The sequence below is a fragment of the Aquimarina spongiae genome, assembly GCF_900141785.1.
Taxonomy (GTDB): domain Bacteria; phylum Bacteroidota; class Bacteroidia; order Flavobacteriales; family Flavobacteriaceae; genus Aquimarina; species Aquimarina spongiae.
In genome coordinates this window covers 309304-327655 of record NZ_FQYP01000007.1, presented here as the reverse complement: position 1 = coordinate 327655, position 18352 = coordinate 309304, and the positions used below count along the sequence as shown (strand labels likewise).

At 33.7% G+C, this 18352-nt stretch carries 17 protein-coding genes; 3 read left to right on the top strand and 14 right to left on the bottom strand.

All coding sequences use genetic code 11. The features are described 5' to 3' along the window. Positions 1 to 11 precede the first annotated feature (11 nt). From BUE24_RS17295 to BUE24_RS17285, 3 genes are all read right to left on the bottom strand, one after another. A complete protein-coding gene (locus BUE24_RS17295; protein ID WP_073318543.1) occupies positions 12 to 284 on the bottom strand; it encodes a hypothetical protein in 273 nt (90 codons plus the stop codon). Between the two features lie 96 nt (positions 285 to 380). Then, complete coding sequence (locus BUE24_RS17290; protein WP_244548170.1) at positions 381 to 1415, bottom strand: hypothetical protein; 1035 nt, start codon at positions 1413 to 1415, stop codon at positions 381 to 383. After that, the gene (locus BUE24_RS17285) at positions 1393 to 1845 is read right to left on the bottom strand and encodes a cytochrome c oxidase assembly factor Coa1 family protein (protein WP_073318537.1); all 453 of its coding nucleotides are present in this window, start codon (positions 1843 to 1845) and stop codon (positions 1393 to 1395) included. The genes BUE24_RS17290 and BUE24_RS17285 overlap by 23 nt, the downstream gene beginning before the upstream one ends. A gap of 141 nt (positions 1846 to 1986) precedes the next feature. Here BUE24_RS17285 and BUE24_RS17280 point away from each other — a divergent pair, with 141 nt between their 5' ends. From BUE24_RS17280 to BUE24_RS17270, 3 genes are all read left to right on the top strand, one after another. Next, entirely contained in the window at positions 1987 to 3150 is a 1164-nt protein-coding gene (locus BUE24_RS17280) for a beta-ketoacyl synthase N-terminal-like domain-containing protein (RefSeq protein WP_073318534.1), read from the top strand. Between the two features lie 112 nt (positions 3151 to 3262). Continuing rightward, on the top strand, positions 3263 to 4366 hold the full coding sequence (gene bioB / locus BUE24_RS17275) for a biotin synthase BioB (protein WP_073318532.1): 1104 nt from the start codon (positions 3263 to 3265) through the stop codon (positions 4364 to 4366). A 39-nt stretch (positions 4367 to 4405) separates the two neighbouring features. Next, the gene (locus tag BUE24_RS17270; RefSeq protein ID WP_073318529.1) at positions 4406 to 5272 is read left to right on the top strand and encodes a cupin-like domain-containing protein; all 867 of its coding nucleotides are present in this window, start codon (positions 4406 to 4408) and stop codon (positions 5270 to 5272) included. Between the two features lie 31 nt (positions 5273 to 5303). Here BUE24_RS17270 and BUE24_RS17265 read toward each other — a convergent pair whose 3' ends face one another. The 11 genes from BUE24_RS17265 to BUE24_RS17215 all read right to left on the bottom strand — a co-directional run bounded on the left by BUE24_RS17265 (position 5304) and on the right by BUE24_RS17215 (position 18066). Further along, positions 5304 to 5786, bottom strand: coding sequence for a regulatory protein RecX (locus tag BUE24_RS17265; RefSeq protein ID WP_073318526.1), 483 nt, complete (start codon positions 5784 to 5786; stop codon positions 5304 to 5306). A gap of 22 nt (positions 5787 to 5808) precedes the next feature. Beyond that, entirely contained in the window at positions 5809 to 6285 is a 477-nt protein-coding gene (locus tag BUE24_RS17260) for a hypothetical protein (protein ID WP_073318523.1), read from the bottom strand. Between the two features lie 34 nt (positions 6286 to 6319). Further along, entirely contained in the window at positions 6320 to 7624 is a 1305-nt protein-coding gene (locus BUE24_RS17255) for an HlyD family secretion protein (protein ID WP_073318521.1), read from the bottom strand. 15 nt (positions 7625 to 7639) lie between these two features. Further along, positions 7640 to 9901, bottom strand: coding sequence for a peptidase domain-containing ABC transporter (locus BUE24_RS17250; protein ID WP_073318518.1), 2262 nt, complete (start codon positions 9899 to 9901; stop codon positions 7640 to 7642). 19 nt (positions 9902 to 9920) lie between these two features. Then, on the bottom strand, positions 9921 to 11516 hold the full coding sequence (locus BUE24_RS17245) for a vitamin K epoxide reductase family protein (protein WP_170864622.1): 1596 nt from the start codon (positions 11514 to 11516) through the stop codon (positions 9921 to 9923). Positions 11517 to 11568: 52 nt separating this feature from the next. Next, positions 11569 to 12828, bottom strand: a complete 1260-nt coding sequence (locus BUE24_RS17240) for a retropepsin-like aspartic protease (RefSeq protein WP_073318512.1) — start codon at positions 12826 to 12828, stop codon at positions 11569 to 11571. A 29-nt stretch (positions 12829 to 12857) separates the two neighbouring features. Further along, a complete protein-coding gene (locus BUE24_RS17235; RefSeq protein WP_073318509.1) occupies positions 12858 to 14057 on the bottom strand; it encodes a lanthionine synthetase LanC family protein in 1200 nt (399 codons plus the stop codon). Between the two features lie 345 nt (positions 14058 to 14402). Further along, complete coding sequence (locus BUE24_RS23740) at positions 14403 to 14570, bottom strand: class I lanthipeptide (protein WP_139242034.1); 168 nt, start codon at positions 14568 to 14570, stop codon at positions 14403 to 14405. Between the two features lie 203 nt (positions 14571 to 14773). Beyond that, complete coding sequence (locus BUE24_RS23735) at positions 14774 to 14941, bottom strand: class I lanthipeptide (RefSeq protein WP_139242033.1); 168 nt, start codon at positions 14939 to 14941, stop codon at positions 14774 to 14776. 45 nt (positions 14942 to 14986) lie between these two features. Further along, a complete protein-coding gene (locus tag BUE24_RS17220; protein WP_170864621.1) occupies positions 14987 to 15883 on the bottom strand; it encodes a thiopeptide-type bacteriocin biosynthesis protein in 897 nt (298 codons plus the stop codon). Positions 15884 to 15885: 2 nt separating this feature from the next. After that, positions 15886 to 18066, bottom strand: a complete 2181-nt coding sequence (locus BUE24_RS17215; RefSeq protein WP_073318502.1) for a lantibiotic dehydratase family protein — start codon at positions 18064 to 18066, stop codon at positions 15886 to 15888. Positions 18067 to 18352 lie beyond the last annotated feature (286 nt).

The window sequence follows — 18352 nt, the reverse complement described above, 5'->3', positions numbered from 1 at the left end:
AAATAAAAAAACTATAAAGAGGCTAAGAGTCGCTTAGCATAGTTTTTGGATAGTTTTTCTGGATTTCGGTAGTAGTTAAAACTGGTTTGGTCTATTTGGTAGCAATCCGATAAGTATTTGATCTCATTTTCAAACTTTTCTTTTTGATAGTCGTCAAAGGATTCTTTGAATTTTAAAAAGCTATCAGATATCCCCTCAAAAACGATGATTCCGTCACTTTCTAAGATCTCTGAGAAAGACTCAAAATCCTTTGAATGATGTTTGCTTGGTAATTTTTGAAACATTAGGGGTACGGTTTGCTTAACACAAAAGTAACTTTTTTTTAACAAAAAGAAATGAATCCAATGTTAAGAATCACCGTAAAATTTGTGCGTAAATTCTTATAAATCAAAGAGGATGTCTTTTCGTAATTGTTCTTCCAAACAACTTTTGAACTGCTCTTTATGATCCACAAAAAAGGCCAGAGTTGTGAAGGTTTTTTTCATTCCATAAAGTCCGTATAGTACCTGCTCCTCCTTTAATGTGATGATCACATTATGAGATTCTAGCTCCCCAAGAGGAGATAATTTACGAGTAGTTGTATTCCATTCCAAATCTTTGCTGCTTATTTCAACAGATTCAATATGATGTAAATTGATACTGGTTTCACTCAAGATTCCATATCTTAAGTGTAGTTGATTATTGTCTATTGAGATAGGTCTTTTCATCAGAGATTTCAGAAAGCCAAAAATTTGAATTCCTGAATATACACTGATCCCAGAAACGATCCAGGCAACCATTGTACTCCATTTTTCCAAAAGTACGTGTAATACATAAGTTTCTATACCGATGATAGGGATGAGTGCAATTAATAACGAAATTGTTCCGCTATTTTTGTGATAAGTAAATTCATTTTTGGATATAACACGTTTGCTCCAATACAAAAAGCCATAATAGAAAACAGCTATTTCCATAGCTAATAAAGTCCCTACTTTACCAGGAAATATTTCTTCGCAAGCATTTTTGAGCGCCGAAAAAAAGTCCGGAATAGATTGAACTCGGTCACGATATAGGGCAAAGGTCTGTTTTACTTTATACAAGATAAAGGTAACCACTCCTAATTCTACAATAGGAAAGATCCAGGTTTTTACCCATTGCAACAAGGTTTGATGTTCTTTAGGTAGAACATTAGAAGCAATGATCATTCCTAGCACAAAAACAGGAACAATCGTAATTTTAGGAATGTTTTTCTTTCGGATTAGCAAGAGATAAATGATCGGTATCGTAAAGAGTAAATCGATGGTTACACCCTTAGCAAGTAAACCAAGGTTTTGATCAAATATTTTTAAAGAAGCTAGCCAAATTAATATACCAATAAGTAGCAAAGGTATTCCGATCGTAGCGATATTGATCTTATTCAAAGTCTTCGTCATCATCGATTTTTTGTTCGTATCCTAATAAGTCAATTTGTTCATCGGTTTCAGAAATGATCACATACATTTCAGAATATTCCCACTGATCATTTGTTTTGGCACCCACAACATAAACTCTTGCTTCGCCTTTAGGCCCTTTTATGGGTACAGAAATATTGGCGTCCCCTACATTATTCTCATACGAAAGACTTCCTTGCATGATTCCATTAGTTTCTATGGGCTCTCCAAGTATTTCTATCACATAATCATCTTGTTTTACCTTGGCAAGAGCATCTTTATAAGGATCAGCATTGGTCATGAGTTCACTTACTCCAAAAATTACAGATCCTAGAAATACAAAAAATAAAATAATAATGGTCAAACAGCCTCCTACCGGAACTGCCCAACCCCAGTTTCTTGCAAACCAACTTTTTTGTCGCTCTTGATGTGCCATAGGATGATGAATATTAGTGTTTAACTATAGGTAGCTGAGATCTCTATTTTGTTACTAATTTTAACGATTTACTGTAGTAAAAATAGCGCATAAGTGTTGAACAAAATTGAACAAACCCCTACATTTGCCAAAACTTAAGAATTGCAACAATCAATATCTATTACTGGAATCGCATCTATTTCTCCTCTGGGAGTTTCTGAAGATGAAATCTGGGAGCAATACAAGAATCAGAATCATTGTATTTCTATTCGGGATTTTGGTAAACAAGCTACTGTAGTAGCAGAACTCACCAAACAGGCGAAGCAATTTATTTCTGAATTAAGAAAAGAGAATCACCACTACGAAAATCTGGATGATTCGGTGCTTTTTGGAATCTATTCAGCAAGAAAAGCAATTGCTTATGCAGGTTGGGGCGAGGATAAGCATTTTGGGATTAACATAGGTTCTTCAAGAGGCGCTACTAAGCTATTTGAGAAGTATCACCAGGAATTTTTGGAAACCGGAAATTCGTCCACCTTGAGCTCTCCCACGACTACTCTTGGTAATATATCTTCCTGGATTGCTCATGATTTGCAAAGTGTAGGTCCAGACATTAGCCATTCCATTACATGTTCAACTGCATTACATGCGTTGTTGAATGGTATAGCCTGGATTCAATCGGGATTAACCGATAAGTTTTTGGTTGGTGGCAGTGAGGCGCCACTTACTGATTTTACGATTGCCCAGATGAAAGCTTTAAAAATCTATGCTTCAGATACCGATTCGGCTTATCCTTGTCAGGCATTACAGTTGGATAAAAAGAGAAATTCGATGTTTTTGGGTGAAGGTGCAGCTGTAGCCTGTTTAGAAAAAGGTCGACAAGAAAATGCGATTGCCTTTGTAAAAGGTATTGGGTATGCTACAGAAACATTAAAGCACAATATTTCGATATCCACCAATGCAGATTGTTTTCAAAAATCAATGAGAATGGCTTTGCAAGGGAATGAAGATCAAGAAGTCGATTGTGTGATTATGCATGCTCCGGGAACGACCAAAGGAGATCTGGCAGAATACAATGCAATTCAAGAGGTTTTTAGGAATAAAAAATTACCAGCACTCACTACAAACAAATGGAAGATTGGACATACTTTTGGTGCTAGTGGGATTTTGAGCATAGAAATGGCTATATTGATGCTAAAACATCAAAGATTTATATCGGTGCCGTTTGTACAGAATACTACGAACCCTGATCAAATACGAAGAATTATAGTAAATGCCGTAGGTTTTGGAGGAAATGCAGTAAGTATATTATTAGAAGCGCCCTAACGTATTAAGACTTTAAATCGTCTTACTGTTGGTAAAAACAACGAATTTGATGTTTTGAAGTTGTGTTTTTTGATTTTAAACAATTACTTTTGAACACTTACATATCTTATTTATGAGCGTTATTAGACACGATTGGACAAAGGAAGAAATCCTTGATATTTATAATAAACCAATGATGGATTTACTTTATGAAGCGGCTAGTATTCATAGAGAACATCACGATCCCAATACAGTACAGGTATCCACTCTTTTATCTATAAAAACAGGAGGTTGCCCAGAGGATTGCGGATACTGTCCGCAAGCTGCAAGGTACCATACAGATATCGAAGGAAATGACCTAATGAGTGTTCAGCAGGTAAAAGCGCAGGCGCTTCGAGCAAAATCTTCCGGAAGTTCCAGAGTTTGTATGGGTGCTGCTTGGCGTAATGTAAAAGATGGTCCTGAGTTTGAAAGTGTATTAGAAATGGTACGCACTATCAACAAATTAGATATGGAGGTATGTTGTACTCTAGGGATGATTACCGAAAATCAAGCGCAACGATTGGCTGAAGCTGGTTTGTATGCATATAACCATAATTTAGATACTTCTGAAGAGTACTACAAAGAGGTTATCTCTACAAGAGGATATGAAGATCGTTTAAAGACGATTGATAATGTTCGAAAAACAAATGTTACTGTTTGTAGTGGTGGTATTATCGGAATGGGAGAAAATGTTGAGGATCGTGCAGGAATGCTTGTAGCTTTGTCAAAATTAAGTCCGCAACCAGAGTCAGTTCCTATTAACGCCCTAGTAGCGGTTGAAGGAACCCCTATGGAAGACGAGAAACCAGTAGCTATTTGGGATATGATTAGAATGGTGGCAACCACTCGAATTGTAATGCCAAAAACCCAGGTGCGTTTGTCTGCGGGAAGAACCGAAATGAGTAGAGAAGGGCAAGCGATGTGTTTCTTTGCTGGAGCTAATTCTATTTTTGCCGGAGATAAATTGTTGACCACACCTAACCCTGATGTTAATGAGGATATGGAAATGTTTTCGTTGCTAGGATTGATCCCGCAAAAGCCATTTGTTAAGAAAGCACAGCCTGAAACTGTAGAATCTGCAGATTCTAAGTTCGAATCAATGGGCGAAAAACCAAAGTGGTCAAGACCAGACCATACGATCGAAAGAAATGAAAGCGCTAAAAACAACGCCAAAAAGGCCGTAGCGGATAAATAAACAAGATTTTTTTTCGTTTTAAAATTATTTTCATCCTAAGTGAAATTAAATTTAGAGCAAATACCAAGGGTAACATCAATTACCAAAGAGGAGTTCCTTTCACAATATGTCGCATTACAAAAGCCTGTAGTTATCGAGCGATTGATTGTGGATTGGCCTGCGTTTAAGAAATGGGACCTTGATTATATTGGGGAGATAGCTGGAGAAAAAGAAGTGCCGATTTATGACGATCGACCTATTTCTTCAAAGTTTAAGTTTAATGAAGCTCATGCCAAAATGAAAATGAGCGAGTATATTGAATTGCTTAAACAAGGGCCTACCAGTTATCGAATTTTTCTTTATAACTTACTAAAACAAGTACCAGGGCTTCAACAAGATTTCAAGTATCCAGAGATTGGTTTGAAGTTTATGAAAAAGCTACCTTTCCTATTTTTTGGGGGCAGTGGATCCAAAGTCTTCATGCATTATGATATCGATTTAGCTAATATATTTCATTTCCATTTTCATGGAGAAAAGCAATGTATTTTATTTCCTCCTTCTGAAACGAAATATCTTTACAAGGTACCACATGCGCTTATTTCTCACAACGATATAGATTTTACGAATCCAGATGTGGAGAAGTGGCCTGCTTTAAAAAAAGCCAAGGGATATGTTACTAATCTGAAACACGGAGAAACATTATATATGCCAGAAGGATATTGGCATCAAATGACGTATTTGACTCCAGGTTTTTCGATGAGTATACGTTCAGTTCCCAAAAACTTTAGAAACTTTGCAGAAGCTACGTATAATGTGTTTTTTATGCGTTATTTTGATAATTTTATGAGAAAACGAAGGGGGCAGCAGTGGATCGATTACAAAAACGAAATGGCCATCCGAAAGACACATTCCAACCTTAACCTGTAGAGGAATGGACTTTTTGCAAAAATGTAAATAGTTATAGGTTTAGGTCATTTATTTTGTCAAAAACCAATTGGTTTTCCCATCCTCGGTAGACCAGATAATCAATTAGTTTCTTTTTTTTCTTGTAGCGATCTTTTTCGGTCAGGGAAGCGTATTTTTTATCAGCAAGTTCATGAAATGTCTCTAGATAACTAGATTCTGGTATTTCTTTGAGTGCAGTTTTAATATTGTATGTCGATATATTTCTGAATTTTAGTTCTCTTACGATTCTTTGTTTACCCCATTTCTTAATTCGAAATTTTCCTCTGGCAAAGCTTTTAGCAAATCGTTCTTCGTTTAAGAAATTGTGCTCCAAAAGGTGCAGAATAATCTGTTCTTTGGCCTCTGGTATGAGTCTCATCCCACTGAGTTTGCTCATCACCTCTTTATGGCAGCGCTCTTGATAAGCACAATATCGCTCCATTTTATTGAGTGCTTCGCTAACGGTTATTGCTATCGGAGCATTTTTTTTATCCATTCTTCAAAAGTAAAACACAATCTTATATGGATAAAATTAAAAATTTATCAGTAATAAGGTTCTTTTTGGTAACCTTATATTTTAGTAAAAACTCCACTACTTTTAGTTCTTCCGATTTGTTTTTAAGGCTATGAAGAAGATTCTTTTTGGTAAACTTTTTGAGTTCCAAAGGATTGTACTTCGTTTTGAAATAATAGTTGTTCATCAGGTATCTGCCAAAAATAGAGGTGCTATGTGCCTTATAAATATGTAACCAATCATTTTGACCTACAAATTCACAGGGTTTACCATTGGGTAAAATCGAAAAGTGGAAAGGATCAATTTTTTTATTTTCTATTTCTGATATAATATCATTGGGGTTAATATTATTCATATTTATAGGATTAGGTAGATAGTATAACAGGACTTCTAGCTTATGAATAATATTAAAAGCATCAATTTTATTCATCCCTTGAAAATGCTTTAAAATTGGCACTATTTTTTTGGGTTGATGTTCCATTTTTTTAGTTTTTCATGTTTAGGTGTTTAGAGAATTAATTATACTTAAATATGTTTCTAAATTGATAAAATACACGTTCAATTACTCTAAGATCTTCGGTAACTATACCTGCTGTACCTCGCATTTCTCTATTAAAAGCTAGTGTTTTTCCATAAGTGGTTTGCAAATCTTCGGGTAAATCTACCTCTATATAATAGTTTCCGTCACTATCTGGTGATAAAGACATGCTGATTACCTGGCCATTAATCATTCCAAATTCTTGAAAAGGATAATTGTCTAGTTTTATCAGTACGTTTTGTTCGGGCTTGATCTTTCCGGTATTTACTGCTGGAGTGGTAATTTTTCCAACAAGAAGTGATTGCTTTGGTAATATAGTAAGCACATTATCTCCTAGTTTTACAAACTGGTTTTCACCCCAAAATTTTTGAAAACTTACCTTGCCATCAATTGAGGCGATCAGCAAATAGTTTTGCTCCCAAAGTTTTATTGCTCTCTTTAGTTGTTTGTAAGAAGAAATAACTTCTTTTAAATATTTGGTTTCGTTTTGAATTTTGGTAATGTTAGACCCTTGTATACCTCTACGAGTATTGTTTTTGGATTCTTGTATTTGTGACATATTAATTTTTGTATTTTCATAATTACGTCTGGCTTGCAAGTATCCTAATTCTTTATTTTCAAGTTCTACTTTGGAAATAACCCCTTTTTTATATAGCATTTGAGTACGTTCCAAATCTTGTTTTCGAACGTCTAGCTCCTTTTTTTCTAATTCCCTTTGTGTCTCTAGAACCTGAATCCTGCCATTTAATTCGGTTAGTGTTTGTTGTCCAGAGAGTGTTTCTATCGAATAAGGTTTTAAGTGCTTGTTTAATAAAAAATCGGTGTATGATTTTTCAAATAGGGCATAATCCTGTTCAAGCTCACCAAGCGATAAATGTTCTGTTTTATCTATGGGAAACTCAAAGGTTTTGTAATCCAAAGTAAGGGTGTCAACAATGCTTTTTAGGCGCAAGAAATCTTCAAATTTTGCGGTATTTTCTATCACTGCTAATATTTGACCATGCGTAACATATTCTTGATCTGTTACCAATAGTTTTACTATTCTACCACTATTTTTTGCTTCAATTTTTTCTACAGGGACTTGTGTGGTAATGGTAATGTTTGAAGTTACCACATCCGGGTATTCAACGATACAACTGGCGGTAATGATAAGTACAAGAACAAAAAACACTACTGTAATCCCCCATCGGGTCATCCATCCTGGTGGATTACTCAGAATTTCCTGTACTTCTTCAGAGCGGAGTTCTAAATTTTCAAATTCTTTTTTTTCCTTGTCAGACATAATGATATTGTTTTTTTAACCCACTATTGCTGGGATATGATTTCCGTTCAATAATCCAGGGTTTTGTGATTTTTTTCCGTTTAGTTTTTCTAATTCTAGTTGATTTTTTACCAACTCATAATATTCTCCTTTAAGTTGTAAAAGTTCGTGATGTGTTCCTTTTTCTACTATTTTTCCTTCATTCATCACTAGGATTTGATCTGCATTTTTTACTGTGCTCAAACGATGAGCAATCACTATTGCTGTTCGTCCCTCAAAAAATGTATTCAGATTTTTCATGATCGTTTTTTCATTATTAGCATCCAAGGCACTGGTCGCTTCATCAAAGAATATAAAATCGGGATTTTTGTATACGGCTCTGGCAATAAGCAAACGCTGTTTTTCTCCTCCGCTTATTCCTACTCCTTCATTTCCTATTTCGGTATTATAGCTTAATGGTAAACTTTCAATAAAGTCTTTTATGTTGGCGATTTTTACAGCGTGTAATAATTTGTCTTTGTCCACATAATCATCTCCTAAAGCAATATTATTAGCAATGGTATCATTAAAAATATATCCGTCCTGCATCACAACACCACAATGGCTTCTCCATGTTTTTTGAGATATGTTTTCGAAGTTTTGATCGGCGATTTTTATGTGCCCTTTATTAGGTTGATAAAAACGTATTAGCGTTTTCATTAAGGTAGTTTTACCGCTACCAGATGCGCCAACAATTGCTGTGGTTTTGTTTCTGGGAATAGTAAGGTTCATATCCTTAATAATAGGTTCCTCGGCACCAATGTATCTAAAAGTAAGGTTGTCAATTTTGATATCACCCTGCTCTGGGATCTCATGAACTTTTGCATCCTCTATGTTTTCTTCGTTTTTTTCATCATGAATCTCTTTCAGACGCTCTAAGCTGATTTTTGCATCTTGGGTTTCCTGAATGAATTGTAATAATTGTGAAATTGGGCTATTTAATTGTCCAATGATATATTGAATAGACAGCATCATTCCCAAAGAGATTTGTCCGTTTAATACTAATGAAGCAGAGATAAACGTGATAAGGATGTTCTTGAACTGATTAATAGAAGTGGATCCTATAGTTTGCGTTTGCTCAAGGGTTAGTCCTTGTGTTGCTACTTTGAATAAACGTATTTGAATAAACTCCCATCCCCATCGTTTTTGTTTCTCGGCATTATGCAATTTTATTTCTTGCATACCTTCAATAAGTTCGATGGTTTTGCTTTGCTCATCGCTCATCTGTGTAAAGCGTTTGTAATCCAACTCTTTTCTTTTTTTCATAAAAAAGAGAATCCAAATAACCAATAAAGTACTACCGATAGCAAAGATTCCGAATATTTTAAGATTGTAATATGCCAAAACCGCACTAAAAATGACAATGTTGAAAAAGGAAAACATGGTATTCAACGAAGAATTGGTAAGTAACCTCTCAATTCTTTGATGATCATTAATTCGTTGCATTAAATCACCTGTCATTCGAGTGTCAAAATAGGAGATTGGCAAATTCATAAGTTTTATAAAGAAGTCCGAAACTAAGGATATATTAATCCGAGTGCTGAGATGCAGCAGAATCCAACCTCTAATAGCTTCTATGCTTATCTGGCCAATAAATAACATGATCTGAGCGGCCAAAATCAGGTAGATAAAATTGATATCCTGGTTTTGAATTCCAATATCGACAATACTTTGAGTTAGGAAAGGAAAAATCAACTGAAGCAAACTACCCGCCAGGAGTCCAATTAATAGCTGTACCATTAGTTTCTTGTACTTAAACAAGTATTTGAATAAGAAAGAAAAGCCCGACTTATTACTTTTTATTTTATCCCAATCGGTATCGTACAATTTTGGAGTCGTATCCAGGGATAAAACAAGTCCCTCCTGAGTTTTTTCTTTTGCATTATTACCAATCCAGGAGGATATAAATTCTTCTTTATTGTATTCTATAAGCCCGTATGAGGGATCCGATACATAAATGATGTCATTTTTAACTTTGTAAACTACTACAAAGTGATATTTTTTCCAATGTACAATACATGGAAATGGGACATCTTCTTTAAAAGTGTCATAATCGGTTCTAATACCAACTGCTCTAAAGCCAAGATTTTCGGCTGCTTCGGCAAGACCGAGAAAAGAGCTTCCCGTTCTTGTGGTTTGACTTAAAGTTCTTATCGTTTCCAAAGGAATTACTTTACCATAATGCTTGCTAATGATTCGCAAACATGTAGGACCGCAATCTTTGGCTCCAGGTTGTTTATAGAAAGGGAAAGTTTTCATTGTGGTATTGTTTTATCGTTTAAACAAGTTGTAAATCACCGCTATACTTGCGTTCTTGAGTTAAAAAATCACTGTCATTAAGCAAATCTTGGATGAAATAATCTAGATGTTCTATGTCATATATTAAGGGATATTTGTATCCATTAATGAGTACTGCAGGTGTAAAATCTACTTGATTTTGGATGCACCATTGTTTTTGAGTTATCAAAGTTTTATTCGCCTTATTTTCATCAATTTCTAGGTCATATTTGACCAACCATCCGTTCGGATTTTCATCTTCAAACCAATCATGTAGTGCCGCAAGAAATTGCTGCCCTTTATTATTTAATTGCATGGTGATCATACGTTGGCAAACGAGTTTGTATTCCTCATATTCGTCTTCTATATCAATATTAAGTAGAAGATCCAGAGATACGCGATTAGGATATTTTGCTTTTATTTTTTCTAATAGAGAATGTGCTTGTTGGCAATAATCACAAAAAGGGTTCGTGATTAAGGTAATAGTTAGATCCGCATTATTACTATTCAGCGTTATTGGATCAATAGAATGCGTTTTGAGAATTGCTGTTTTGAAAACAGAATAGTTGCGCAAAAAGCGGGTTGATTTAATCTCAATTTCTTCTAGAAAACGAAGTCTGTTAAATAGTTTTTTGAGATGTGTCCAGCTAAAAGTCAATCCTAGTACAATAGCTCCAAAAAGAAGTAGTGCATTGGTATTGTAGTGATGTTTAAATTCAATAAGATATTGAATATAAACAGCTTCAATGATTAGAATAGCCGAAATCCCTAGGCATATAGGACACCATTTTTTTTCTACAAATTTTTGAAAATAAATGGAAGCTGCTATTATTGCTAAACTACAATAAAGAATTGTTGTTTGATAAGCAAAGAAAGCTGATGTATAATCGGCTATAGATAAAGCAAAATACGAAACAAGTTGTGATAAAAAGAAAATCAAGCTAATATCAGAGAAGCTGATTTTTTCAAAAATCTTCCATTTTTTTGAGTTGATTACGGAATTACAGTCCGAATTGGTGGAAATTTTGCAAAACTTGTCAAAAACAGGATTTTCTATTTGAAATATATGTTTTAAAGAAAGTATAGAAAGGACTAGGCCTGTAAGTGGAAATATATAAAAAAGACTTTCGAGAACAGTATTGTAATTGACGATAAGGCCAATGAATATAAGCAAAGAAGATATACCTAAAATAGGAATAAGCGACCTTGTTTTTGCTGAGTTTTTTGAAGTTTGATTGGTTTTACCTTCTAGAAGTAAAACGATGCCTTTCCAACGGTTTTTTAGGTGTGCTATTGAAGTTTTTTGGGTGTCGAGATAATATGTATTATCCTTTTTTTGGACATGGTGTAGATCTTGTTTCCCGTAGCGCCCTTTTAAAAATGTCAGATAATGATCCGGAGTTGAATTTAGGTTTTTAATGTCTACCTGATATGCATCGCAGGTGATGTCAAAATATTCTAAAGTATTTACAATAGAAGATAGACCAGGATAATTAGGATGCGTTAATAACCTGAAATTAAAAGCCTCTTTATCTAATACGATGTTCTCTTGCTTTAGATAACTCAATAATGAAGTTGAAAGATTGTTATTTTCCATGGTTATTTTACCGTTTTTTTTTATCTGATAGCAGATATCCATTTATTAATGATTAGTTCAATTCTTTTTTCCTCATTTCGTTTGTAATTCTTGGTAGGATTTGGTTTTTGGTAAGTGTTATTTCTTTTGAGGTGTTTGAGTCCTCTTCAAAAATTTCTATACGGATAGTACTCTTACCGTGATGTGTTTTCCATTGGGTATTCCAGAAATCGCATAATTCTTGTTTTGTAAAGTTTGAAACATCCACACTATTGACACCTATGATTTGGCTCCCTGGTTTTATAGTTGTCTCTAATGAATGCTCTTCGAAAATATTTTTTACGATTATTCTATTCGTTTGATAATCAGGTCCGATTTTGAGATCAAAATCTATGATTTTTTCATTTTCTAAGCTTTTTATTGGATCGAGAAAAAGTTGTTTTTTCTGGATGTCTATGATGGTGATAAAGTTGTTTAGAAAACCATTTCCCAATAATAATGGCGTATTTTTGCTATTATAGATAATTTGATTTTCTAGTGTGATATCTCCGATTTGGATGCTTTCTGCCTGAATAGTATTAAGAGTACCATTGTTTTTGCCATGAAGAGAGGTTTTTACCCAACCTTGAGATTTTACTTGTTGAATGTTGTTGCTTTTGCTTTTTAAGTATTCGTAAAAAGGATAGTTAATACAGAAGTATTTGTTAAAACCAGTATCTAACTTAAGCTTCGTTTTACTTCCATTTATTTTGGTATCGATATACGATACATATTCAGTTGTTTTAAGTTTGAACTTATGTTGTGTTTCTTGAATATTGAAATTCTCGATTTGATCGGAAAGTGTTATTTTTTTGTTTTTCGGGTCAATTTTCCATTTTACTTTTTTGATAATATCATACCCTATAATCCCATCAATTTTTTCACACCCAAAACGTTTAAAATAATCTGAAGTTGGCATACTAATAACAACAGGATTTTTAAACTCTTTTTCTCCAATTCTTATCTTAGGGATTGCGACTTTTTTTAATTCTTTGGTGTCTTTGTTGGCATCTTTTATGTTCGTAGTGCCTGCTATGTTGTGATTGATCTGGTTTATGATGGTGCTATTTACAACAGTGGTTCTAGCTCCGGTGTCAAAGATGAATTGGTAGGTGTTATTATTAATCTCAACAGGGATAATATTTAAATTTCCGATAATTCTATATGATATCTCTGTTGTAAAATTCTTATCACTTTTGGGGACATCCATGGTAAAGGCGAGCACTTCATTTTGCTGAAAACAAAATATATTCAGTAAAAGGAAAAAGAATGCTATTTTTTTAGTAGTGATCATTGTGTTTTAGTTTTAAGGGATTAATAATGCTAGAAAAGAAGGAAGAAATCACTCCAGTCGTATTTTTTGTAGTGTAGTGATAGTAATACCAGACCAGTTCCACATAGGCCGTTAAGTACAGACACTTGATCTACGGTATAAGCATAATCGCTGTTTTGTCTATACCAGGGCAGATAGATGTCCTTTTCAACATTTAGTTGCTTGTCGAGGTTTTCTAGCAGTTGTTTTTTCCAAAACTCAATTCGTTTATCTAGAGTTGCATTATTGAGATGGTTATTGATCTTTTGAAAGATATATGTGATTCCACCAAGGCCATGGCAAAACGCAGTGTCAAAAAAGGAATAATCTTCATAATGATCTAATTTAGAGTTGCTCATTCTTCTAAGAACTAAGCTGTTTATAAGAGGGAGAAACTCTTTCTTGAGGTCATTTCTTTCTAGAATTTTGCTCGCATATAATATTGTATTTGCAGTACTAAGGTCACCGTAGCACCATCCAAGACGACTATTTACATTTCTTTGATCTATGTCTTCAGAAAAATAATCAGGGAAATAACTTAAGAATTTTGCTTCATTTTTAAAACTACCAAAGCTTTTTAGTATACCATCTATTAATATATCAATAAGCTCGTGTTGATATCCTAATTCTTTTAATCTTAATAGAAAAGCTAATATTCCCGTAAGTCCATGAGCCATGCCCAAATTGACCAACTCTTTATTGTCTTCATTTTTATCATACCAGAATATTCCATCGCTTGTTTCTTGGCGATGATCATATAATGAGTTTAAAAATTGATCGATAAGGCCGTTAACTTTTTCGCTGTCGCGATTCTGAGAATTTATGTAGTATAATAACTTCCCAATACTACCATGCATTGGATCAAAATAGTTATTCTTAAAATCTATGGAAAGCGATTGTAATAAATATTCTTCGAGTCCTTCTAACATACTTTCATCCTCAATAATCCCACACTTATGAAGATATTGCACCACATAAAAGATCCCCTCAAATCCCTCAAAAAACCCAGACCCCAGATTTCTATTTCCAAATGTCTCTGTTAATGCTTTAAGAAGCTTTAGTGCTTTTTGTTTGTAAATATCTTCATTAGAATAGCGATATAATGTAGCTTCAAAAATCAGCACCCCAAGATCATTACGAATGGTAGGTTTTTCCATTTGTATCACTTCATCAAAAAGAATAGATTCTATTTTTTTTATATACTTTTCCATCGTTTTTAACGTCTTAGGTGTTATGGTTTGTGCTGTCGAACTTTAACAGCTATAAATTCGAGGTGACTAGTATTTTACTATGTCTAAAATTGCTTTTGAATAGAGCACAAGGAATTCCTATATCAATTCTCTATCAAAAAGGAATTTTTTATTTAATTTTGTTTACAGAAGTATTTATTGTATCTTAATAATCTGTAATTAATATTGCAGTCAATTAGGAGAGATTTTGCCAGCAATTTTAGACCTTTTGCTGACAAAAATCTCGCTTTTGTTTAGAAGTACATTCAGGTTTGGTTATATGTATGGTTTTATATTGAAATAACGTCTACCTGTTTGTTATTCTAATTACTCTATAGCTATTACTAAGTGGGTTGGATCTTCGCAGCAATCTTTTCCTAATCTTGTGCTTCTTTTACAACTTACGATACAGATATCTAAGCCACCATTTACGGTTGCCATTTCGTTGTTGTCCATTTGAGAAATAGTTTCTTTGTTTAAATTTAATTTATTCATTGTTTTAATTTTTGTGAAGTATTTTTACTTCGTATTAATATTTATTTGATTCCATGTAACATGGAAAAGAATTAGGAGAGATTTTGCCAGCGATTTTTAGACCTTTTGCTGGCAAAAATCTCAGTTTTGTTTAGAAGTACATTCAGGTTTGGTTATATGTATGGTTTTATATTGCAATAACGTTTACCTGTTTGCTATACTAACTACTCTATTGAAATTACTAAGTGTGTTGGATCTTCACAGCAATCTTTTCCTAATCTTGTGCTTCTTTTACAGCTAACGATACAGATATCTAATCCCCCATTAACGCTAGCCATTTCATTGTTGTCCATTTGAGAAATGGTTTCCTTGTTTAAATTTAATTTGTTCATTATTAAAAAATTTAAAATTTACCTACTCTTTAAAGGATTTTCGGTTTACTCCTGTGCTATTAATATTTTCTTAGATGTTTCACTTTTCATCTGTGCTGCTTTACTTCGGTAGTACTGGAACAAATAATTGTAAAGTACCCATTCGTTTAACCTCTGATTAGACTTGAATAATCGATTACAGTGCATATGTATGTAACTGCCTAATAGGTCTGCCATATTTAATTTGGGTTCGATTGCTTTTCTTTTGGTTAGGATTTGAGAAACAATCTCTCTAGTTTGTTTGAAATAATTCTGCAACACCATATCGAATTCCTGATCACTGTTTTGCTCTAATATCGTATTGATATCTCCTCGGTTATTTCTAAATTTCATAGATAATTGACGATTAATATCTGTGGTGGCTCCCATCTCCCTATCAAACCCTTTTTTAAGACCTTCAAAAAAATCTCTTTTTTGTTCTACACTCATATTCCAGGCATCTAGAAAAGTGTCTATGGTTTTCATGCCCCACAACCATCTTTGATTATCATTGGTAACTCGAGAGATGAGATAAACAATTAACCTGCTATTGATGAAAAATATAGATTCAGATTCTTCGATGGTTTCGTTGCCATATCGTTCTAATTCTCTCTTGTAGGTATCTATTACCACCTTATTAATTGTTTTCTCATTTACATAGCTGTTTATAGCTTTGTGCAATATTTGGATTACATAGTTGAGGTTTTTGGGATCTATAACCCGGAAACGAATACGTACATGTCTTTCGGGGTCTTTATAGTTAATGAAAAACCATTTGTCTATTATCTCTTGCTTTAGTAATTCATTGGCTATAGGAGTAAGGGTCGATGTCAAAAAGATATCCGAGATTCGAGAACCCATATATAATTTATAATAGAGCCACTCACTGCCTATAAAAAAATATCGTTGTGTTTTAGAATCCATAATCATATCTTATTTTGTTTCACAAATGAAAAAAACAACTCATTGCAAAATGCTTTTCCTTGTCTCGTTACCAGTGCATTTTTCTCATCAAACAGATACTCAACCAATGTAATTTGTTGTCTGTTTTTTATTGTTGATAAAAAGGCTTTTACACTCAAAGGATGCTCTAGATCAATCACCAACTCATTATCATCATCACTTAACATTATTTTTTGAGGTAACTTCTTTTCTTTTCGCCATTCGGTTAAATCATTGAGTTGTATAATTTTTTGAATTTCTTTTTTTCCTATCCGCCATTGGGCTAGGGAAATAATGATGTTTTTGTAGCGTATTCTTGGTAGAAAATCTCTGTTTATAGCTGCGTTGCGCCATTCAAACACCAGATTGTCACGTAGATGCTGTGTTTGTATATCACATAGAAAATGATAAATGGGTAAAGAGTTATAAGAGAAATTATGAGCTGTTGCCATGCGAGGGATAACTTCTTTATTGAGCTTTTTAGAAAACAGTACTATTCTATCTTGCTCTACAGATACCCAGATATCATCTATGGCTATTTGTTGTTCACTTGGTAAAGTACTTTTTGTTAAGTATGGAATTTCATGCGTTCTTAAGTGACTTCTGTTTATTATATTTCCTGTTCTTTTTTCGGGGAGATGGGCAATTTCTGCAAATACAACATCTCTTTCCTCACTTTCTTTTTGTGTTATTTTCTTTAGAAATTGTTCAATATTTTTATCGGCTTGAGTAAACCTTCCCAACATATAGGTAGCAGAGGCTCCACCAACATAAGACATATTAATTAAGGGATTGTCATTATCATTATTGAGTAGATGGATGATAGCAGTAAAAGACAGAGGCAAATTATTCCAGTTTTCCGTGAAACTATCAAGATCATTGTCTGTAATCAACATTTCAATGGCGTCTTTTTCTAACTCCATTAGTTTTTTATTTAAGAAGCTATCGGTTTTTGTCCACTTGATTTTTTTATGATCGGCGATACGGTTGCTGGTAGATAAATTTAAATCGTTAATTAATGGAGATATATCATAATCTTCCTCGCTATTAAAACCGTAGCCAACACCTGTCTCTACATCCAATGCCAATGACAGAGGGACTTGTTCTTCTTCAAACATGTCAAAAAACTTTCGTCTGAATTTCGTTAATTTTTCATCTTCTTGATACGGAACAAGTTTGTTAAGAATCTCAACACCTTTATGGATATCCTTTACTATTTTATCTGATAGTGTGTTTTGTTGTGTAGAAATCGTTAAATCGGTTTGAAACAAGAATTTTTTGTTATAAGCAATTTCAAAAGAATCTAGGATATCAGTTAATTGCTTGTAATAGGTGAAGTTGTTTTCGTAAGTGTTACTATCCAGTTTCTTGAGTAATTCATCAATCGTATGTAATCGATTTTTGGTATTTTCATCTGGTATTTTATCCATTAGTATTTGAAGATAGTTTTCTCCGGTTACCGATGGCGAAATAGAGCTTATTAAAATCTGGTTATCAATTAACTGATTGATAAAGGTTTTTGCATCGTCGATAGAAATATCGGGCTCTACAATAAATTGTGCCAATTCTTCGATATTTGCTCCTTTGGTAGCCTTCTTTAATATAAGGTCTATATATTTAGAGTTATCAATTGATACTGTATAGTGTCTTCTGTTGGTCCCTTTATATCTATATTCTATATAGCGCAATTTATTTCCAACAGGATAAAGACTTGTGTTAGGGTAGTACTTTAGTTCCTTTCGTATTTCATGAGTTTTTTCCAATTGTTGAACCAATGAGCATATGTAACTCATGTCAATACGAGTGAATCTTTTATGTTCTGTAGATGCGTCTAGTTCAATGTTCGTTGTTTCAGCAATTTTACCAAGAGAGCAACCGCTAAATAACCCGAACGGAGTACAACGATGACCCATACGCAAAAGATATTTTAGTAAGGATTGAACTAATTTATCCTCATTCTTCATCGTTTTCCCTTTAAGATACTTAGTCATTTCCTGATGTAATTCAGGAGAGGCTAGAAATATCGCTTCAGAAACAATAGGAGAGGCACACAATTCTTTTATGCTGTTCACGTTCAGTCTGGAAACTTCATTTGTAGAAAGATTGTGCGTTCGTAAAACGTAATCTTTCGCTAGTGTATATGTTTCTGTCATTTCTTGTCGCATGATGATGATTTGTGATTTATTAGAACTGTTTTTTCGTTGCTTATAGAAGATCAGTATAAATCTTTATGACTTTGCTTACTTCTAGATTGAACCTTAAAAGAAAATTTATAACAACTGTTATCATGTTCTTTTTTTTTAAATGCTTTTTGCGTTATTGTTGGTTCAAATATAGATCGAGAAAAAGGGTGAAAACAAGTGAAGAAAGTCTGTATTCCAAGAATTCAGAGTCTGTATTCCAAGAATTCAGACTTCAATAAATGATTTTAAAATACTGATTTTGAGATAA

Coding starts and splice junctions, on each gene's coding strand:
- BUE24_RS17260 (WP_073318523.1), bottom strand. CDS start 6,285: ATGGAACATCAACCCAAAAAAATAGTGCCAATTTTAAAGCATTTTCAA.
- BUE24_RS17245 (WP_170864622.1), bottom strand. CDS start 11,516: ATGGAAAATAACAATCTTTCAACTTCATTATTGAGTTATCTAAAGCAA.
- BUE24_RS17265 (WP_073318526.1), bottom strand. CDS start 5,786: ATGGATAAAAAAAATGCTCCGATAGCAATAACCGTTAGCGAAGCACTC.
- BUE24_RS17250 (WP_073318518.1), bottom strand. CDS start 9,901: ATGAAAACTTTCCCTTTCTATAAACAACCTGGAGCCAAAGATTGCGGT.
- bioB (WP_073318532.1), top strand. CDS start 3,263: ATGAGCGTTATTAGACACGATTGGACAAAGGAAGAAATCCTTGATATT.
- BUE24_RS17285 (WP_073318537.1), bottom strand. CDS start 1,845: ATGGCACATCAAGAGCGACAAAAAAGTTGGTTTGCAAGAAACTGGGGT.
- BUE24_RS17235 (WP_073318509.1), bottom strand. CDS start 14,057: ATGGAAAAGTATATAAAAAAAATAGAATCTATTCTTTTTGATGAAGTG.
- BUE24_RS17295 (WP_073318543.1), bottom strand. CDS start 284: ATGTTTCAAAAATTACCAAGCAAACATCATTCAAAGGATTTTGAGTCT.
- BUE24_RS17290 (WP_244548170.1), bottom strand. CDS start 1,415: ATGATGACGAAGACTTTGAATAAGATCAATATCGCTACGATCGGAATA.
- BUE24_RS23735 (WP_139242033.1), bottom strand. CDS start 14,941: ATGAACAAATTAAATTTAAACAAGGAAACCATTTCTCAAATGGACAAC.
- BUE24_RS17240 (WP_073318512.1), bottom strand. CDS start 12,828: ATGATCACTACTAAAAAAATAGCATTCTTTTTCCTTTTACTGAATATA.
- BUE24_RS17215 (WP_073318502.1), bottom strand. CDS start 18,066: ATGCGACAAGAAATGACAGAAACATATACACTAGCGAAAGATTACGTT.
- BUE24_RS17220 (WP_170864621.1), bottom strand. CDS start 15,883: ATGGATTCTAAAACACAACGATATTTTTTTATAGGCAGTGAGTGGCTC.
- BUE24_RS23740 (WP_139242034.1), bottom strand. CDS start 14,570: ATGAATAAATTAAATTTAAACAAAGAAACTATTTCTCAAATGGACAAC.
- BUE24_RS17255 (WP_073318521.1), bottom strand. CDS start 7,624: ATGTCTGACAAGGAAAAAAAAGAATTTGAAAATTTAGAACTCCGCTCT.